The 17,590-nt window shown below is 62.5% G+C and carries 14 protein-coding genes, 1 pseudogene and 1 other annotated feature; of the genes and pseudogenes, 8 read left to right on the top strand and 7 right to left on the bottom strand.

The genetic code is table 11. From position 1 onward, the window contains the following. Window positions 1–75: 75 nt before the first annotated feature. The 3 genes from rplA to rplL all read left to right on the top strand — a co-directional run bounded on the left by rplA (window position 76) and on the right by rplL (window position 2,120). Entirely contained in the window at window positions 76–786 is a 711-nt protein-coding gene (rplA, locus tag NW862_RS08900; RefSeq protein ID WP_414333955.1) for a 50S ribosomal protein L1, read from the top strand. Between the two features lie 77 nt (window positions 787–863). Beyond that, window positions 864–1,023: a sequence feature (ribosomal protein L10 leader region), on the top strand. Window positions 1,024–1,088: 65 nt separating this feature from the next. Next, window positions 1,089–1,652, top strand: coding sequence for a 50S ribosomal protein L10 (gene rplJ, locus NW862_RS08895; RefSeq protein WP_414333957.1), 564 nt, complete (start codon window positions 1,089–1,091; stop codon window positions 1,650–1,652). Between the two features lie 57 nt (window positions 1,653–1,709). Beyond that, the gene (gene rplL / locus NW862_RS08890) at window positions 1,710–2,120 is read left to right on the top strand and encodes a 50S ribosomal protein L7/L12 (protein WP_414368671.1); all 411 of its coding nucleotides are present in this window, start codon (window positions 1,710–1,712) and stop codon (window positions 2,118–2,120) included. A gap of 255 nt (window positions 2,121–2,375) precedes the next feature. Here rplL and rpsU read toward each other — a convergent pair whose 3' ends face one another. Together rpsU and NW862_RS08880 are read right to left on the bottom strand one after the other, a co-directional pair. After that, window positions 2,376–2,561, bottom strand: coding sequence for a 30S ribosomal protein S21 (rpsU, locus tag NW862_RS08885; protein WP_011432857.1), 186 nt, complete (start codon window positions 2,559–2,561; stop codon window positions 2,376–2,378). 86 nt (window positions 2,562–2,647) lie between these two features. Beyond that, the gene (locus NW862_RS08880) at window positions 2,648–3,931 is read right to left on the bottom strand and encodes a trypsin-like serine protease (RefSeq protein WP_414333960.1); all 1,284 of its coding nucleotides are present in this window, start codon (window positions 3,929–3,931) and stop codon (window positions 2,648–2,650) included. Window positions 3,932–4,194: 263 nt separating this feature from the next. On the opposite strand from NW862_RS08880, the gene NW862_RS08875 reads away from it, so the two are divergent. The 5 genes from NW862_RS08875 to NW862_RS08855 all read left to right on the top strand — a co-directional run bounded on the left by NW862_RS08875 (window position 4,195) and on the right by NW862_RS08855 (window position 9,916). Continuing rightward, window positions 4,195–4,815, top strand: coding sequence for a ParA family protein (locus tag NW862_RS08875; protein ID WP_414333961.1), 621 nt, complete (start codon window positions 4,195–4,197; stop codon window positions 4,813–4,815). Then, on the top strand, window positions 4,812–5,066 hold the full coding sequence (locus NW862_RS08870) for a hypothetical protein (protein WP_414333962.1): 255 nt from the start codon (window positions 4,812–4,814) through the stop codon (window positions 5,064–5,066). Before NW862_RS08875 ends, NW862_RS08870 begins: the two co-directional genes overlap by 4 nt. A gap of 229 nt (window positions 5,067–5,295) precedes the next feature. After that, the gene (locus NW862_RS08865) at window positions 5,296–6,474 is read left to right on the top strand and encodes a 1-deoxy-D-xylulose-5-phosphate reductoisomerase (protein ID WP_414336848.1); all 1,179 of its coding nucleotides are present in this window, start codon (window positions 5,296–5,298) and stop codon (window positions 6,472–6,474) included. A gap of 59 nt (window positions 6,475–6,533) precedes the next feature. Next, window positions 6,534–8,300, top strand: a complete 1,767-nt coding sequence (locus NW862_RS08860) for an ABC transporter ATP-binding protein (RefSeq protein WP_414348075.1) — start codon at window positions 6,534–6,536, stop codon at window positions 8,298–8,300. A 68-nt stretch (window positions 8,301–8,368) separates the two neighbouring features. After that, the gene (locus NW862_RS08855; protein WP_414348078.1) at window positions 8,369–9,916 is read left to right on the top strand and encodes a UDP-N-acetylmuramoyl-L-alanyl-D-glutamate--2,6-diaminopimelate ligase; all 1,548 of its coding nucleotides are present in this window, start codon (window positions 8,369–8,371) and stop codon (window positions 9,914–9,916) included. A gap of 102 nt (window positions 9,917–10,018) precedes the next feature. Here NW862_RS08855 and carA read toward each other — a convergent pair whose 3' ends face one another. From carA to NW862_RS08830, 5 genes and pseudogenes are all read right to left on the bottom strand, one after another. Further along, window positions 10,019–11,209, bottom strand: coding sequence for a glutamine-hydrolyzing carbamoyl-phosphate synthase small subunit (gene carA, locus NW862_RS08850; RefSeq protein ID WP_414427102.1), 1,191 nt, complete (start codon window positions 11,207–11,209; stop codon window positions 10,019–10,021). 227 nt (window positions 11,210–11,436) lie between these two features. Beyond that, entirely contained in the window at window positions 11,437–11,988 is a 552-nt protein-coding gene (locus NW862_RS08845) for a Tfp pilus assembly protein FimT/FimU (RefSeq protein ID WP_414336093.1), read from the bottom strand. Window positions 11,989–12,002: 14 nt separating this feature from the next. Continuing rightward, entirely contained in the window at window positions 12,003–13,121 is a 1,119-nt protein-coding gene (locus NW862_RS08840; protein ID WP_414348082.1) for a PilW family protein, read from the bottom strand. Window positions 13,122–13,176: 55 nt separating this feature from the next. After that, window positions 13,177–13,941 (bottom strand): prepilin-type N-terminal cleavage/methylation domain-containing protein, encoded by a 765-nt coding sequence (locus tag NW862_RS08835; protein WP_414336090.1) that lies wholly within the window; start codon window positions 13,939–13,941, stop codon window positions 13,177–13,179. 67 nt (window positions 13,942–14,008) lie between these two features. Further along, window positions 14,009–17,590: pseudogene (locus NW862_RS08830) on the bottom strand (type II secretion system protein); the annotation flags it as partial.

Below are 17,590 nucleotides of genomic sequence, written 5' to 3'. Positions count from 1 at the left end.
GAAGGATCTTCAGTCTGATTGTTGTCTTGAAGTTTTGGGGGAGAGAGGTTCTCGCCAGTACCCCGAGGAGAAACGATGGCTCGAAAACTGTCCAAACGTATGCAGGCTTTGCGGGAGAAGGTGCAGCCCATTGCCTATCCCCCCGCGGAAGCTTTGGCCCTGATGAAGGAGACGGCCACCGCCAAATTTGACGAGGCGGCAGAGGTTCACATCCGCCTGGGGATCGATCCCAAGTACGCCGACCAACAACTGCGCACCACCGTCGTCTTGCCCAGGGGCACCGGCCAAGAGATCCGGGTGGCGGTGATTGCCCGCGGCGAGAAAGTGACGGAAGCCCAAAATGCAGGGGCGGATCGGGTTGGGTTTGAAGACCTGATCGAGGAAATCGGCAAGGGCATGATGGATTTTGACCTGCTGATCGCCACCCCCGATGTGATGCCCCAAGTGGCTAAGCTGGGGCGGCTGCTGGGGCCGCGCGGCCTCATGCCCTCTCCTAAGGGGGGAACGGTGACCATGGATCTGGCTCAGGCCATCAAAGAGTTCAAAGCCGGCAAGCTGGAATACCGGGCCGACCGCACCGGCATTGTGCATTTGATCTTCGGCAAGTGCAAGTTCCCCGTCGAAGCGCTGCTGGAAAACCTGAAGGCGGTGCAGGAATCCATCGATCGCAACCGTCCCTCTGGGGCCAAGGGCAAGTATTGGCGAACCCTACACGTTGCTGCTACAATGGGTCCCTCGATCGAGGTTGACATCAATGCCCTGCGGGAGCTGAAGCTGGCGACTTAAGCCTGGCTTTGGCGCTGCGATGGGAGAAGAGGGTTTGAGTTGACGGATTTACAGGAGGATCCCGGCAAAGCGTCTTTATACAGCCGAATATCGAGCCGAAGACAGCAGGTGCCCACGGGCTTAATGTCCTGCCGAGGTTTGAGCACAGTCTAGAGGGATCCCTTCTGGGGTCGCTTTTGATGGAGCGCTTATCTCAGTGCGTCTCGGCCTTGGCTGGGACGCATTTTGTTTGGCGGATCTCTCTTCCACCGGCAATCCCCATTCAACCCTGGGTGACCATTGACAACAAAGGAGGTGAGCGCATGGGCAAGCAACCTGTAGCGAAGAAAGCGGAGATCGTCGATGAGGTGCGATCCCTGCTGCAAGCCAGCCAAATGGTGCTGGTGATCGACTACAAGGGGCTGACCGTTTCGGAGATGAACCAACTGCGGGCAGAGCTGCGCAAGTCGGATTCGGTTTGCATGGTTGTTAAGAATACCCTAATGCGGCGGGCCATCGCCGACCAAAAAGCTTGGGCAGGGGTTCTCCCCTTCTTGGCAGGGCCGACGGCCTTTATCTTGATTCGGGGCGATATTGCAGCTGCCCTGAAGGCGTATCAAGATTTTGCCAAGCAAACCAAGAAAACCGAGTTCCGTGGCGCCGGTATCGAGGGGCTATCCCTGACCTTGGATCAGGCCAAAGCCATCGCCGAGCTGCCGCCCAAGGAGGTGCTCATGGCCCAAGTGGCGGGCGGCCTTAAGTCGGTGGCCACCGGCTTGGCGGTCGGGATCAATGCGGTGCCCACCCAAGTGGCGCGCGGCATCCGCGAGATCCCGGCCTCGCTGGGGCGGGCCATCCGGGCCATTGCCGACAAAGAGGCCGCCTAAAGGGCTTCAGCCCAAACCTGACGTTAACCATTCTGTTACCCCTAAGGAGAAACCATCATGCCTTCAGAGCGCGTTGCAAAAATTTTGGAAGAGTTGAAAGCCTTGAGCTTGCTGGAAGCTGCTGAGTTGGTAAAAGCCATCGAAGAAGCCTTTGGCGTCAGCGCGGCGGCCCCAGCCGGCGGTATGGTCATGGCCGCTCCCGCGGCCGCAGCGGCAGCAGCTCCGGCGGCAGCCCCTGAGCCGGTGGAGGAGCAAACGGCCTTTGATGTCATCCTCGAGGCTGTGCCAGCCGACAAGAAGATCGCCATCCTCAAGGTGGTGCGCGAGTTGACCGGCTTGGGCCTGAAAGATGCCAAGGATCTCGTCGAGGCCGCTCCCAAACCGGTCAAGGAGGGAGTTGCCAAAGAGGAAGCCAACGACATCAAGAAGAAGCTGGAAGAAGCCGGCGCTACTGTCAAGATCAAGTAGTTGCAGGGAGAGCGCCGCTCTCTGTTCTGACTAGAAAGCAAACCAAACCCAAGAGAGGGGCTGTTGTAGCCCCTCTTTGGCCGTTGCCCACCTGACTCCGTTGACGTGGGTTTCAGATCCCTGCGATGCCGAAGATTGACGTGCTGAGCGGATCGCTGCAGGCCAGCTCAGCCCAGAATCCAAGAGACTAACTCGAACCCCAGGCACCGCCACAGGCCCTGTCCACCTTTGGGGTTCTGCTTGTCGGCTATGGCTCTAGGCCATGGACTTGCGGCGGTTGCGCCGGACGGCTACCGCTTTGCGCTTGCGCTTTTCCAGGTTGGTTTCAAAGTGGCGATGGTTGCGCAGATCCCGCAAAATGCCCGCCTTGGAGACCTGGCGCTTGAAGCGGCGCAGCGCCGATTCGATCCCTTCGTTTTCGCCAATCGTCACCTGAGTCATAAAGAAGCTATCTCCTCCGTCGATGAGTAGAACGAAAGCACAATCGGGATCCCTATCCTAAACCATCTCCGCCCTGCTGCTGACGGTTACAGGGCGCGGCTGCCAAAGTTGAGGCCCGAAACCACCTCACCCTCTCTCAAATTCACGACAAACGAGGCCGTTGTTCCGGTGGAAGGCGGCGGAGAAGGCGTTGGCGTTGGGCTGGGGGCGCTGCCGATTACGGATTGTACAAAACCCACAAAGCTGGACACCCGCGTGTACACCCCATAGAAATTGGGCTGGGCGCAGCCTTTGCCAAAACTGGTGATCCCGGCCAGCGCAAAGCCGCTGCCGCTGGGCACGATCAAAGGCCCACCGCTGTCCGCCTGACAAGTATCGACTCCCCCCTGGGGAAAGCCGGCGCAGAGCATGGTGTCTAAAATGGTGCCATTGTAGGACTGGGGCGCGTTGCACACCTCGTTGGCGACGATGGGAACTTCGGCCTGTTGCAGATCCAGAGCAAAGCCGCTGGGTTCCTGGTCAAGGTCGCGGGGGAAAGTGGCTCCCCAGCCGAGGATGGTGGCAAACGTGCCGGGGGCGGTCAGGCTGGTTTGGTTGGGCTGCACCAGCGGCAGGGTAGCCAGAGCCACCGGCCGAGAGAGGCGCACCAGGGCGATGTCGTTCCCCCCCAGTTGCCCCACCCGCGGATTGTAGCCGGGGTTGATGACGATCTGTGCGGCGCGAATGCGCTGGCCGGCACCGATTTGCAAGCGGTTGGTACCCAACAACAGATCCAGGTTGCGCGCGTTCACCACCTGCTGGCCTTGATCGTTGAAAAAACAATGGGCGGCGGTGAGCACCCACTCCGGGGCAACCAGGGATCCAGCGCAAAACTGCGCCTGAAAAGGATCCGGCTCAGCCGCGTTCAACAGGGCCACCATCCAGGGAAAGGCCCCCGGCTGAGCAGGTCTGCCGCCGACAATCCGCTCCAGCCCCGATCCCGCGCGCGGCGTGGTGAACACCCGCCCCGGAGGCAAAAGGGCGGTGACGCGGTAGGTGCCGGGGGGCACGTTGAAAAAGCGGAAGTTGCCGTTGGCATCGCTGAGGGTGCTGGGCTCCCCCCCATCGAGGCGGCCATTGCCGTTCAAGTCCAAAAAGGTGGTGATGCTTGCCAGCCCTGGTTCTCCCGGATCCCGCAGGCCATTGCCGTTGAGGTCGTCAAAATGGGATCCCTCGATGCGTCCTGCAGGAGGGGCCGGGAGTGGCGGCAGGGGGCGACCGGAATCCCCTCCGCCACAGGCGCTGAGGCCCAGAGCCAGCCACAGCCCTACCAAAGGAGACCAAGAGTGAGGCCGGCTGAGACGGACGCGGAACTTTGAGGGATGAGCCATGGGCAGCTTCTCCGGGATGAAGAAGGGGGGTAGCGTCCGAGGGCGAGGGGCAGGGAGAGAGCCTGCAGTTCCTCAGCCGGCTTTGTCAGCCAAAGGATATCGTACCAGCGAAGCCCCTCGCGTGCGGAGAGAGGAAAACGTGATGCGGCGCTCGGATCTCCTCAGTTGCCCAAAACCCCAGATTCCGGCGCTCGGATGTGCAGCTTGCCTCTTGCCGCCTCTGGAAGTGGGCTGTAAAACCAAGTTGGGAGGGTGTGTGGCAGATGAATATCGCGGTCTTGGGGTTCAAGGGGGGTGTGGGCAAAACCACTACAGCGGTGCACCTGGCCCTCTACCTTCAACAACGGTGCGCAGCCCAGGCAAGTACACCCCAGGTGTCGCTGCTGCTCGACGCCGATCCCAATCGCTCCGCCTCTCGCTGGGCAGAACGGGGCTCCCCCTTTCCTGTCAAAGTGCTGGCCGGGGATCCCACCATGTCTACGCCTGGCGGCTTTCAGCATACGCTGATCGACACCCCCGCCCGCCCCACCCCCGAACAGTTGAGCCTGCTGGCGGAGCGGTGTGAATTGTTGCTTTTGCCCTGTTCTCCGGATGCCTTGGCCCTGGATGCCCTGATGCTGACTGTCAACGCCCTGGATCGTTTGGGGGCAAAGCACTACAAAGTCTTGCTGACGCTGGTTCCCCCCTGGCCTAACCGGGATGGGGCCGAGGCCCGCAGCTTTCTGCAAAAAACCGGGATCCCGCTCTGCCATCATTCCATTCGCCGCACAGTGGCCTTTCAGCGGGCCGCGCTGGAGGGGGTCTGCGTCAACCAGCTCCCGGATCCCAGGGCCAAGCAAGCCTGGTCAGATTACGTTGCGGTGGGAGAGGAAATCCTGTCATGAGCAAGTTTGAGCGCCTGCTCGACCGCCACCCGCCTCCGAAAAAGCTGAGCGCCCAGGCCTACAAGATCCCTGAGCCGCCGGAAGCGCCCGCCAAGCCCAACGGCGCGGAGTACGTCAAGCTGACCGCCTACATCCGCAAAGAGACGCACCGAGCCGTGAAGCGCCTCCTGCTGGAATCGGATCAGGATCTGTCGGAGCTGATCGAGGCCTTGCTCGCCCAGTGGCTGCGCTCTCAATCGGGAAAGATTTGAAATCAGGGAGGAGCGACATTGCCAGATCCCGCTGTCGGGGATCAGATGAAACACACGGATTCCGGTTGAGAACCAGATAAGAATAAGATGAAGTGGCGTGAGGCAGGGATCCCCGGACGCGAGGTGGGGCCGTTCGCGAGAGCGGGACGGAGCCCTTGGGCACGCTGGGCGAGGGGACGTCTGCGCTGCAAGAATGTCACGCTCTTTTAGGTGCAAAGGGATCCTTAGTATGCAAGCCATCACCCTGCTCGGCTCCACCGGCTCGATTGGCACCCAAACTCTGGACTTGGTGGCCCAGTATCCAGAGCGTTTCCAGGTTGTCGGCCTAACCAGCTACAGCAATGTCGTCCTTTTGGCCGAGCAAGTGCGGCAGTTTCGGCCCCAGATTGTGGCCATTGGCCGGGAGGAGCTGCTGCCGGAACTGCGGTCGCTGCTGACCGGGATGCGACCCCTGCCGGAGTTGGTGGCAGGCACGGAGGGGCTGTGTCAGGTGGCGGCTCACCCGGCGGCCCAGCGGGTGGTGACCGGGATCGTCGGCTGTGCCGGCCTCTTGCCCACGCTGGCCGCCATCCGCGCCGGCAAGGACGTTGCCCTGGCCAACAAAGAGACCCTGGTGGCAGGCGGCCCGGTGGTGCTGCCCCTGGTGCAAAAGCACGGCGTCAAGCTCATCCCGGTGGACTCGGAGCATTCGGCCATCTTCCAATGTTTGCAGGGGGTGCCGCCGGGATCCCTGCGCCGCATCTGGCTGACAGCCTCAGGGGGGGCCTTTCGCGATTGGCCTGCCGAGCAACTGGATCGGGCAACTCTGGCGGATGCCCTCAAACACCCCAACTGGGTGATGGGGCGCAAGATCACCATCGACTCGGCCACCCTGATGAACAAGGGCTTGGAGGTGATCGAGGCCCACTGGCTGTTTGGTTTGGATTATGACCGGATCGAGATCCTCATTCACCCCCAGAGCATCGTTCACTCCCTGATTGAGCTGGCCGATACCTCGGTTCTGGCCCAGTTGGGCTGGCCGGATATGCACCTGCCCATTCTCTACGGCCTCAGTTGGCCGGAGCGCCTAACCACCCCTTGGGATCCCCTCGACTTGGTCAAGCTGGGATCCCTCACTTTTAAGGCGCCGGATCACCGCAAGTATCCCTGCATGGAGCTGGCCTATGCCGCCGGGCGGGCGGGCGGGACGCTGCCGGCGGTGTTGAATGCGGCTAACGAGGCAGCCGTGGCCTTGTTCTTGCAAGAGCGCATTCGTTTTTTGGATATCCCCCGCCTTCTGGAACGGGTCTGTGAGCGGCACCAGGTCATCCCCGCCCCCAGCCTGGAGGACATTTTGCAAGCAGATGCCTGGGCGCGCCAGCAGGTGGAACTCTTGGCGCAGCAGGCCCCGGCCCAGGTTCTGGCCTAATCCCTACCGGGGGGATCCGGCCCAGCGCTAGAGTGGGAAGAAGCTGGAGGAGCACCTGAGTGGCGGGATCCCATCTCCGACAACTGGCCCATTATCTGCGCCCCTATCGGCGCCAGGTGGTGCTGGGCATTGGATCCCTGCTGGTGGTGAACGGGCTGGGGGTGTTCCTGCCCTGGTATGTCAAGCTGGCCATCGATGATCTCAGCCAGAACCTGGCCGCGCTGTCGCCCAGCCGCATTGCCCTCTACGCTCTGGTGGTGCTGGTTGTCTCCACCCTGATGATGGGCATTCGCATTGCCTCGCGGGTGTGGATGTTTGGCGTAGGGCGGCAGGTGGAGTTTCGCCTCAAGCAGGCCATCTTCGAGCATTTGCTTACCCTGCAGCCTTCCTACTTTGCCCAGCAGACCATCGGGGATATTCTCACCCGCATCACCAGCGATGTGGAAAATGTCCGCCGCCTACTGGGCTTTGCCCTGCTCAATTTGGCCAATACAATCTTTGCCTACGGCACTACGCTGCCGGCCATGTTGGGTATTGAGCCGCGTCTAAGCGCCCTGGCCCTATCGGTGTTTCCGGTGATGCTGGGGCTGGTGAAGTTGACCAGCACCCGTCTGCAGCAGGAGCAGCTTCAGGTGCAGCAGGAGCTGGCCAATCTGAGCGATCTCATCCAGGAGGATATGAACGGCATCACCCTGATCAAGGTCTATGCCCAGGAAGAGCACGAGCAGCGGGAGTTTCGCCGCCGCAACGAGCGGCTGCTGCAGGCCAATTTGCGCTTGGCCCTCACCCGCAACCTGCTTTTCCCCTCCCTGGTGGCTTTGGTTAGCCTGAGCCTGCTGCTGTTGTTGGCAGTGGGGGGGCCGCAGATTGCCGCGGGGCGGCTGACGATTGGGGATTTTTCCGCCCTCACCCTCTACGTGGAACGGCTGGTATTTCCCACCGCTTTGCTGGGCTTTACCATCACCGCCTACCAGCGGGGCCAGGTCAGCCTGGAGCGGATCGACGCCTTGCTGCGGGTGGAGCCCACCATCCGCGATGCCCCTCAGGCTCTGCCGCTGCCTCTGGAAAAGGTGCAGGGGCGTATCGAGGCTAGGGGGCTGACTTTTGCCTATGCCAATACGGGATCCGCAACGCCGGCGCTGCAGGATCTGCACTTTTGCATCGAGCCGGGGCAACTGGTGGCGGTGGTGGGGCCGATTGGGGCGGGCAAGTCCACCCTGGCCAATGCCCTGCCCCGCCTGCTGGAGATCCAGCCGGGGCAAGTGTTTCTGGATGGGCAGGATATTACCCAGCTTCAACTGGGATCCCTGCGCCGCGCCATTGCCTACGTGCCCCAGGAGAGCTTCCTCTTCAGCGCCACCGTTCGGGACAACATCCGCTATGGCAAGCCCCAGGCGGAAGATTGGGAGGTGGAATGGGCCGCCAAAGCCGCCCACATCCACGCCGAGATCCTCCACTTTCCCAAGGGCTACGACACGCTGGTGGGGGAGCGGGGCATCACCCTTTCCGGCGGCCAGCGGCAGCGGGTGGCCCTGGCGCGGGCGTTGCTGGTGGATGCGCCGATTTTGATTTTGGATGACTGCCTCTCCAGCGTGGACAACCAGACGGCCCAGGCCATTCTCCGCCACCTGCGCCAGGCCACGGCCCAGAAAACGGTGATCTTGATTACCCATCGCCTCACGGCGGCGGTGGAGGCGGATCAGATCTGGGTCATGGACCAAGGTCGCATCGTGCAGCAGGGATACCATGCCCAGTTGTTGGCCGATGCCGACGGCCTCTACGCCCGCCTCTGGGCCAAGCAAAAGCTGGAAGAGGCCCTGGCCTAGGTTTTCTCTGGCCAGAAAGCCGGCCCAGCGGCTACCCTAAGCTGCAAGGCTGTGGGGAGAGGCAAAACATGGGAAGCAACGGGATCGATCTGCGCCAATTGCTCGGCCAAGCCGGGATCCAACCCCAGTTGGTCCAGGGATCCCTAGAGGGGGTGCAGGTCAGGGGTCTGTGCACCGATTCGCGCCAGGTGCAGGCCGGGGATCTGTTTTTGGGGATGCCGGGATCCCACGTCGATGGCGGCGAGTTTGTCCGGGCGGCGCTCGCTGGAGGAGCGGCGGCGGCCCTCATCTCGCAGGAGGCGTGGAAGCAAGTCAGCGGAGAGGCTGAAGGGAGCAGTCAGCCCATTTTGGTGTGGCCCCGCGCCGGCTTGAACCGGGCTGTGGCCCAGGTGGCGGCAGCCTTCTATGGCTTTCCGGCCCGCCAGCTCATCCTGGTAGGGGTGACGGGCACCAACGGCAAAACCACCACCACCCATCTCATCGAACATCTGCTGCAGGCTGCCGGTCGCCCCACTGCCTTGCTGGGCACCCTCTACAACCGCTGGCCCGGCCACTGCCAGGTAGCCCCCCACACCACCCTGTTTCCGCTGGAGCTGCAGCGCAGCCTGAGAGAAGCCAAGGCAGCCGGCGCCGAGGTGGCGGTGATGGAGGTCAGCTCCCATGCCCTGGCCCAGGATCGGGCTTGGGGGTGTAGCTTTGCCGCTGCCGTCTGGACCAACCTCACCCAGGATCACCTGGATTTCCACGGCAGCATGGAAAACTACTGGCAGGCCAAGGCCACCCTGTTCCGTCCGGAGTACTTGCAGGGGCGGGCGGTGGTCAACGCCGACGACGAGGGCGGACGGCGGCTGCTCGAAGCCCTCCCAGCCCCTCTGGAGCCCTGGGCCTACTCCCTGCAGCCCCTCGAAGGGATCCCTGCCCTCTGGCCCAGCGACGTTCAACTTCACCCCAACGGCCTGCAGGCAACCCTGCACACCCCTTTGGGCAGCTTTGCTGTGGCAGCGCCGCTGGTGGGATCCTTCAACCTGGCCAACCTGCTGGCGGCAGTAGGGGTGGCGCTGCACCTGGGGATCCCTGTTGAGGTTATCCAGTCGGCCCTGCCCCATTTTCCCGGTGTGCCGGGGCGGATGGAGCGGGTGAGCCTGCCGGGGCAGGACATCACGGTGATCGTAGACTATGCCCACACCCCCGATGGGCTGGAAAACCTGCTCAAGGCCCTGCGCCCCCAAGTTCAAGGCCGGCTGATCTGCGTCTTTGGCTGCGGCGGGGATCGCGACCGGGGCAAGCGCCCGCAGATGGGCCGCATTGCTGCCACCTGGGCCGATCGGGTGGTGGTGACCTCCGACAACCCCCGCACCGAGGATCCGCAGCAGATCCTGCAGGACATTTTGGCCGGGATCCCTGGATCCCCCTGGGCGGTGGAGGTGGATCGGCGCCAAGCCATCCGCCTGGCCATCCTGGAGGCCCAGCCGGGCGATACAGTCGTGATTGCCGGCAAAGGCCACGAAGACTACCAGATCCTGGGCACCGAAAAAATCCACTTCGACGACCGGGAAGAAGCCCGCGCCGCCCTGTCCCTAACTCCCCTCTCCCTCAGGGAGAGGGGCCGGGGGTGAGGGTTGACTCCCTCAGGGAGAGGGGCCGGGGGTGGTCGCGCTAGCGGCGCGGAGCGCCTGGGTTGACTCCCTCAGGGAGAGGGGCTGGGGGTGAGGGTTAAGCTACTCCTGCCCTCTGTTCTGCAGCATCAGCTCCACAAACTCCCGGAAGAGATGGTCGGCATCGTGGGGGCCGGGGCTGGCCTCTGGGTGATACTGCACGGAAAAGAGGGGTAACTGGCGGTGGCGGATCCCGGCCACGGTGCGGTCATTGAAGTTAAGGTAAGTAACTTCTACTTCCTCAGCCGGGATCGAAGCGGCCTCCACCGCAAAGCCGTGGTTTTGGCTGGTGATCTCCACTTCCTTCTCCAGCCCACAGGGGTGGTTGAGGCCGCGGTGGCCGAACTTGAGCTTGTAGGTGGATCCGCCCAAGGCCAAGCTGAGGATCTGGTGGCCCAGACAGATGCCAAACATCGACTTCCCGCTTTGCAGCAGCGCCTGGGTGGTGCGGATGGCCGTCGTCTCTGCCGCCGGATCCCCGGGCCCGTTGGAGAGGAAGATCCCATCCGGGTTGTAACTCAAGATCTCCTCAGGGCTGGCGTGGGCCGGCAACACCATCACGCGGCAGCCGTAGCGGGCCAGGCGGCGCAAGATGTTGCGCTTGATGCCAAAATCCAGCGCCACCACCCGCAGGGGAGGATCCGGGATCCGGATCCCTTGGCTGCGGCCATAGTCCCAATCGGCGGGGGTGGGCTCCAGCCACTCGTAGGGCTTGGGCGTTGTAACCTCTGCCACCAGGCTCAGCCCCTGCATGGCAGGGGCCTGGCGCACCCGCTCCAGCAGCGCCTGCGGATCCAAGATCTCCGTCGAAATGGCCCCGTTCATCACCCCCTGCGAGCGCAGCCGCCGCGTCAGGGCCCGCGTATCCACCCCGGCAATGCCCGGGATCCCGTGCTCTTTTAGGTACTCAGGCAGCGTCCCCGTAGCGCGCCAGGAGCTGGCCAGGCGCGACACGTTGCGGGCGATGATCCCGGCGGCCTGGGGCCGGGCCGACTCCTGATCCAGCTCGTTGATCCCGGTGTTCCCCAATTCCGGGCAGGTGAACGTGATCAACTGCCCCCGGTAGCTTGGATCCGTCATCACCTCCTGGTAGCCGGTCATGCCCGTGTTGAACACCACCTCACCCACCGCCGTGCCCTCTGCTCCAAACGACCAGCCGGCAAAGGCCGTGCCATCGGCCAGCACCAGCAGAGCCGGCTGCCGAGCGTGCCAGGGGAAGACTTTTTCCGGAACTTCAAGAGTTAGGGAGACCATAACCAGTGAACCTACAGCAAACAACCACAAGCCACCCATAGCTCCCCTCTCCCCTTGGGAGAGGGGCCGGGGGTGAGGGCTGACTCCCCTTGGGAGAGGGGCCGGGGGTGAGGGATGGGAGAGGGATCGGGGGTGGTCGCGTGAGCGGCGCGGAGCGCTTGGGCTGGGAGAGGAGCTGGGGGTGAGGGCAATGGGCTGGGATCGGCAGCCTGACTATCCTACCCCAACTAGCCTTCCTCTGCCTCGTTGGTCACGTTGCCACACTCAGGGTTATTGTCCTTGCGGAGAGTGCCGATCAACGTGCTCACCACCACGCAGCGGTTTTCGCCCTGGGAGTAGGTGCTGCTGACCACAAAGCGCCCCAACTGACGCGCCCGCCCTTCCGAGTCGAAAACGGCCCTTCCGCCGTTGAAGGTATTGCTGGCAGTAACAAAATTATTGAGGCGCACCCACTGACAAGGGGTGGGCTCATCGCAAAGGCCTTCCTCGTCTTGGATCACCAGCGTGGGGACATTCGGATCTGAGTTATCGATTTCAACCACCCAAGCACGGCCTTGGAGAGAAGCTCTGGCGTTGGCGCGGGCGGTGCGCAGGGCTCGCTCCACCTTGTTTTGCGCGTCCTCCAATTGGATGCGCGCCCAGATGTTGATCCCGGAAGGGACGGCCAGCCCGGCCAGAATGCCGATAATGACCACCACCGCCAGGACCTCTGTCAGCGTGAAGCCCTGGGATCGAAGCGGCCGCGCCGGGCCAATGGTTTTTTTCTCCAAGGCCAACATGGTGGACATTCCCCCTAGGAGAGTTGACGGTTGATAACACCGCGGGCAAGAACCCGAGTTTGCAGCGGCAGCAGGTAGCGCGACACCTCTGAGATATCGACGCTGGTGGCATCCTGAATGTAGCGACGGAAGAGGCCGGGGTTGGCCCGCTCCATGGCCGTGGCCGTGATGTTGATGACCACATCCTGGGGTCGGTCGGCGCCGGGGCTGCGCCGCACGCAGACGTAGAAGCCCACGTCGTTCTGGTTATCTGCCAACCCTGAGAAGGTGACGCCGTTGGGTTTGCCGCCGCCAAAGGCATAGCCCTGCGGGCAAGCGGGTGCAACCTGCGGACTCCCCTCCCGGCTGCTGAAGATGTTCGAGACCAGAGTTATCAGGCGAGGGCCATCCGCCCTGCTGGCAATGGGGATCTGGCGTGCTCGGGCCTGCTCGGAAGGCCAAGCAAGGAAACCTTCCCGGAACGGATCGGGATCTTCAACAAAGAACGGGCTGCGACCAGCGCAGTCATTTTGACCCTGAGTGTTGAGGGGGCGTAACTCAAAACGCTCGATCCGCGCGTTGCCTTCCCAAGGAGTGTCCCCTGTTGGGTTGCCGGCGTTGTTGTAGTTGCGGCGCAGGTAGTACACCACCAGGGTGTAAATGCCGCGGCGGCTGAGCAGCGTTTCCCAATCCGCATTTCTGCCGTTTGTGAGCGGGAACCCAGCAGGTGGTTCAGCAGGCAAGGTAGCACGGCCTTCGCGAATCTGTTGCAAGGTGGGGTTGCCCGCGTAGCATCCCCGCGGGATCGGTTCCAGCTTCCAAAGGGCAACAACCGGGATAGCGTCATCGGGGCGGCGGATCCAGCCTGGCTCGTAAAGCCGCTGGGTAACATCTGGGATCCCGTCTCCGTTGGGCTGTTCGGTGTCGTTGTAAATGTAGAGAGCTTCTGCCAGATCCTGCTGGATATATTCCATGGCCTGGGTTAGCTCCGCCTGCACCTGGGTGCGGCCCGTCTCTTCCCGATCCAGCCGCATCGTCTCGATGACGATCATGGCGGTGGCCAGGAGAAAGATGGAGGCAATCAGCAGCGAGACCAACAGCTCGATGAGGGTAAACCCTCTGCTGGCTCGGCGGCGAAAGATCCTGAAAAACATAGGGAAACACCCCCATCTTGCAACAGGTTTTGCGGAAAGGAACTTAGGCTCTACCTCAGGTTTCAACAGGACTGGCAGGCAGGGGGAAAGCCCGGCACCTCTCGATGGGATCCGCACCTATGGTAATGGCTATCTGCCGGCAAACATCTCCCAAGTCGGCGGCGGAGTTAATTTCTACAAAGGAGGTGGCCAGGGGAAAGAGCCAGACATCGGCATTGGCCAAGTTTTGGTTGGCCGAAACCAGCTCCGTTCCCAATCCAGGCAGCGCTTGGCGCGTGTCTGGATCAAAAGAAAAGCGGTGGTAAACCCGCACGCCCAGGCGAAAGCTGCAGGGCACCCCCTGAATGACCCTGTTTTCACGGCGGTCGATGCAGGGCGCTCCCTCGTCGCGGAAGGTTTGGATGACGTATTCTTCCGGGTTCCGCCCCGGCACTTGAACTTGCGCCAGGCGAAGGGAATAGTTGTCTTTGTGGGTGTAGTTGCCGGCATTTGCATCGGCGGGCATCTCGTCAGGGGGTGGGGTGTTGGCCAGCGGGTCTTCTCCCACTCTGGGCAGACGATCCCGTTGAGCCGGATCCTGAAAAGCCTTTGGAGCAGCCGACAGCTCGATATCCACCAGGGTGCGGATGCGATCCACCTCCTCCTGGGCCAGGCGATTGGCCAGCTCTACCCGCTCGCTCATGGCCCGCCGGTAGGCAACTAAGGTAAGGGCAGGGGCAAGAGCAGTCATGGCCAGCGCCACGATGATCACCGAGGCCAACACCTCAATGAGGGTAAAGCCCTCTGCTGCCGATTGCCGCCAAAACTGACCCTTGCTCATCGATCCCTCCCTATTTCGCCCCTACTTTAATTTGCCCCTGACCGGACGGATCTATATCAGATCCATATCAATTGAACTCATTGCAGCCGCCAATCTGGGCAGACGGATCCAACGGCACATCCGGCTGATCCTGGAGCGCGCAGCGCAGCCGCCGCACATACGGATCTTGTGGATCCAGCTCGCGCAGGAACTCTGTGCGCGCGTTGGAGGGGAATTGGAAGCGGCTGGAGACGGCGCCGGGGCGGCGGGCAATCTGCAGGCCCACGTCGTAGCCGAAGCGGCGGTTGGGTGGGGAGTAGTAGTCGTAGCCGAGCACAAAGGTTGGATCCGGCACCAGGTTGGGCGGCTCGAAGCTGCGCTGCAGGAAGGGGCCGGTGGCATAGGTGCTGTAGTTGAGCTGGATCATTGAGCCGCTGAAGAAGAGGTTGGTATTTCTCCACAGCTCGTTGAGGCGCAGGAAGTTGTGCATGCCGCCGGCGGTTTGATCCAGCCGCGAGGGGAGCACGCCGCTAACAGCCACCGCGTTGACCCGCGTCTCTCGGGCAGGCTGCAGTTGCCGGTTTTGGCTGCCGTCGTCGTTGCGGCGGCGCTGGTTCGGGTCGGTGGAGGCCAGTTCTTGGAAGCGGGGAATAGGAATGGGTCGCCGCGTCACCTCGTCCAGGATCACCCCTAGCACCGGGTTGTTGCCAGCAAAGCCGGTGGTGGGCTTGTTCAGATCCAGGGTAAAGGGCTCCACATCCACCCACTCGGGGTTATTGCCGTTGCCGCCATCCCGGTCAACCTGTACCTGGATGGTGTTGCCGTTGGGCTTGACGTAGAAGCACAGGCCGTTGCGGATTTTTTCGCTGTCCCCATCGCCCCTATCGTCGATGTAGTAGCCGTCCGCGTACTGGGATGCGGGGGTGTAACCCTGGGCCGCAGCGGTCTTGTTGACGCGGGCGTAGGGGTTGAGCGCCATTTGGGGTTGGATTTCGAGTACAGTCGCAGTCTCGTTGGGCTGGCGACCCATGTCCAACCCAAACAGCGGATCCCGATCAAAAACAACCTCACCCGGATCCAGCTTATTGTTACTGTCTTTATCCTCAAAGCGCAACGTGCTGGGGCGGCTGCGGCCCGTGTAGGCCTCGTAGCGGAAGCGGTCGTTAAAGTTGGGGCGGAACACCCCCGGCACCCAGAAGCCGCCATCAGAAGGGGTGACCTCTTCATCGCCACAGCGAATTTCTCCACTTTTGTTGAGCAACCGGCGCCGCAGTTGTCGTGCCCAGTCCTTGGTGTTTGGAGCCGGCTTGCCGGCAATCGGTGGAGCGCCGCTTTCGGCAGGGCGGATGCCCGGCTCTTTGCTGGGGTTGGCGATCTGAGAGGGCAAATTGCCCTTCAGGCCGTTGCGGGCGGCGTAGGCCGGCTCGCCGAAGATCCAGTTGAAGGCGGCCTGCAGGGCTTCGGCAGGGCTGGGCCACTTGGGCGGCTTGGGCACCCCTGCTTTTACCTCCAGCACCGGCGAAAGCCGCGGCTCCAGGGCAATGGTTACACCTTCATCGGCAGCCTGGGCCACGTCGTGGACGCCGATCGTCTCCGGCTCCGGCTCGGCTTGAACTTCGCCCACGGGGCGCAGCTCCACCGTGTTGGGCTTGGCCGCCATCCACTCGCCCAAGGGGCTCTTGCCGGGAGCATCGGGGGCAAAGGTACCCGGCCCGCAAGGCCGCCCTTGGCAGGTGAGACTTTGCGACTGCGTCTTGGTTTGTTGGCAGGTGGGGCTGCTGGTGCTGGCGATGAGGGTGCCCGTCCGAGTTTGGGTAAACGTTTTGGTTGTGCCGCAGGCGATTTGGTTGATGACCTCGTCGCAGCTAGCCGGCGACCAGGGCCCCCAGTTGTAGTTGCAAGTCTGCGGGCAGGTAACCGTTTGGGTTTGCAGCCGGGTGGTGGTTCCGCAGCTCGAGCTACAGGTCTCGGTGCGGGTTTGGGTTATCGTCAGGCCGCCGTTGGCCAGCGTGCACTGAGGAGTCCAATCTGTATAGGTGCAGGTAGCACCCGGCGGCTGGCAAGTGATGGTTTGGGTTTGGGTTTCGGTGAAGGGAGCTTGGCTGGTACAGAGCGGCGTAACCGTACGGGTGCGCGTTTGGGTGATGGTGGCCCGGCTGCACTGCTGCTGCTGGGTGCACTGAGGACTCCAGTCCGACCAATTCCCGTAGTCGTACTGTGGGTAGCAGGTGATCTGCCTGGTTTGGGGCGTCGGCGCTGTGCCGGGGCAGCCGGCGGGCAGGCTGGCTGTTCTGGTTTGGGTGATGGTCTTTGGCTGACAAATATTGGGTTCACAAGCGGGCGTCCAATTACCCCAAATGGGATCACAATTGAGGCTGACCGCGCAGTACTTCTGATTGGGCAGCAGAGGTTTGCTCGAATCCGGCTGGCAAGGCAGGTTGACTGGCGGCAGCGGCTTTAGGTAGCGCAGGTCGTAGTCTTCCAGATCGCTGCCATCGCGGGTGGCAAAGCGCAATCGCGCAGTGCCGGTATTTTCATAGGTCTGGATCTCTACCAGGTAGGGAGAGTCCTGGGATGGATCCGCGCAGTCCAGCTCCAAGCGCAGAGTGACCAGGTTACTGCCGCTATCCTGCCAGGCCTCGGCCCCTGCCGCGTCCTGCCCTAGGCCGCTGAGGGGATTGCCGTTCCAAACGCCGCGGTTGATGAAGGTGGGTGGCTCCGCGGGGTTGGAAGGGGTGAATCTGGGGTTGCGCCGAATGATCAGCCGCACGCCATCGTCGCCATCGAGGATGCGGTAGCTCTGCAGGCCCGGCCAGCGGGGATAGAGCTCCCCTACCCAGCGGACGACGAAGAAATCGTTGCCGTTGTTGTTGCCACTGCCGGATCCACCAGTTCTGCGCCGCCAGCAGGAGCGCCAGAAGTTGAACCCACTCGGAAAGTTAAGCTCATCTGCATCGGTCAGCAGATTCGTAAAACCATTGTTGCCATCGGGCTCTCCGCAACTGGGCATCCAGAACCAGTCGCCGCGATCCCGGCGATCGGGACTGGCAGGAGGCAGCGGCACCGACAGGCGGCAAAGGGGCTGCAGAATGTCAGACAAAGAGCCGCTGCAAGTGGGGAAATTGTTGTACAACAGCCGCTTGAAGGGAGACCTTGAATCCCGGGACGTGCTGTTACCGAACTGGTACTGGAAGCCGCCCCACCAGGGAAAACCGCTGCCGCTGCGGGCAAAAGGTGCTAGGTTAGCTGGATTATCGATAGCGTCGCGCACGCAGGCCCAGCGCTGCTCGTTGGTGGCGCTGTCCAAGTTGGTCGTTGGGCAACGCGGCGCACTGCTGGTGTAGCCGTTGTTAAATTGACCGATGGGCTCCGGCACCCCCTGGGCCGGGAACACCGGATCCGGCCAGCGCACCGCCCGCAGGTAGGGCAGGTTTTCAGGATCAGTTAAGAGCAAACGGTCTTTATCGTTAGTGATGGCAAACTCTGTGTTGCGGTTGTACTGATCCCGCGGGCTGGTGATCCAGCCGTTGTAGTACTCGGCCAGCAGGCCAGCGCCGCCAGGGTTCGGGCAGGGCCCGATGGGAGCCACCATCACCCAGCGGGAGGTATCCAGCACCGGGTTGCCCAAGGCGGAGATGCGCACGCCGAAGTTGGCATAGCCCGTGTCTGG

The sequence above is a fragment of the Synechococcus sp. H55.8 genome, from assembly GCF_047462375.1.
In the GTDB taxonomy this organism is placed as follows: domain Bacteria; phylum Cyanobacteriota; class Cyanobacteriia; order Thermostichales; family Thermostichaceae; genus Thermostichus.
The sequence above is the reverse complement of the archived record's forward strand: the minus strand, read 5'-3'. Positions and strand labels throughout refer to the sequence as shown.

Coding starts and splice junctions, on each gene's coding strand:
- rplA (WP_414333955.1), top strand. CDS start 76: ATGGCTCGAAAACTGTCCAAACGTATGCAGGCTTTGCGGGAGAAGGTG.
- rplJ (WP_414333957.1), top strand. CDS start 1,089: ATGGGCAAGCAACCTGTAGCGAAGAAAGCGGAGATCGTCGATGAGGTG.
- rplL (WP_414368671.1), top strand. CDS start 1,710: ATGCCTTCAGAGCGCGTTGCAAAAATTTTGGAAGAGTTGAAAGCCTTG.
- rpsU (WP_011432857.1), bottom strand. CDS start 2,561: ATGACTCAGGTGACGATTGGCGAAAACGAAGGGATCGAATCGGCGCTG.
- NW862_RS08880 (WP_414333960.1), bottom strand. CDS start 3,931: ATGGCTCATCCCTCAAAGTTCCGCGTCCGTCTCAGCCGGCCTCACTCT.
- NW862_RS08875 (WP_414333961.1), top strand. CDS start 4,195: ATGAATATCGCGGTCTTGGGGTTCAAGGGGGGTGTGGGCAAAACCACT.
- NW862_RS08870 (WP_414333962.1), top strand. CDS start 4,812: ATGAGCAAGTTTGAGCGCCTGCTCGACCGCCACCCGCCTCCGAAAAAG.
- NW862_RS08865 (WP_414336848.1), top strand. CDS start 5,296: ATGCAAGCCATCACCCTGCTCGGCTCCACCGGCTCGATTGGCACCCAA.
- NW862_RS08855 (WP_414348078.1), top strand. CDS start 8,369: ATGGGAAGCAACGGGATCGATCTGCGCCAATTGCTCGGCCAAGCCGGG.
- carA (WP_414427102.1), bottom strand. CDS start 11,209: ATGGTCTCCCTAACTCTTGAAGTTCCGGAAAAAGTCTTCCCCTGGCAC.
- NW862_RS08845 (WP_414336093.1), bottom strand. CDS start 11,988: ATGTTGGCCTTGGAGAAAAAAACCATTGGCCCGGCGCGGCCGCTTCGA.
- NW862_RS08840 (WP_414348082.1), bottom strand. CDS start 13,121: ATGTTTTTCAGGATCTTTCGCCGCCGAGCCAGCAGAGGGTTTACCCTC.
- NW862_RS08835 (WP_414336090.1), bottom strand. CDS start 13,941: ATGAGCAAGGGTCAGTTTTGGCGGCAATCGGCAGCAGAGGGCTTTACC.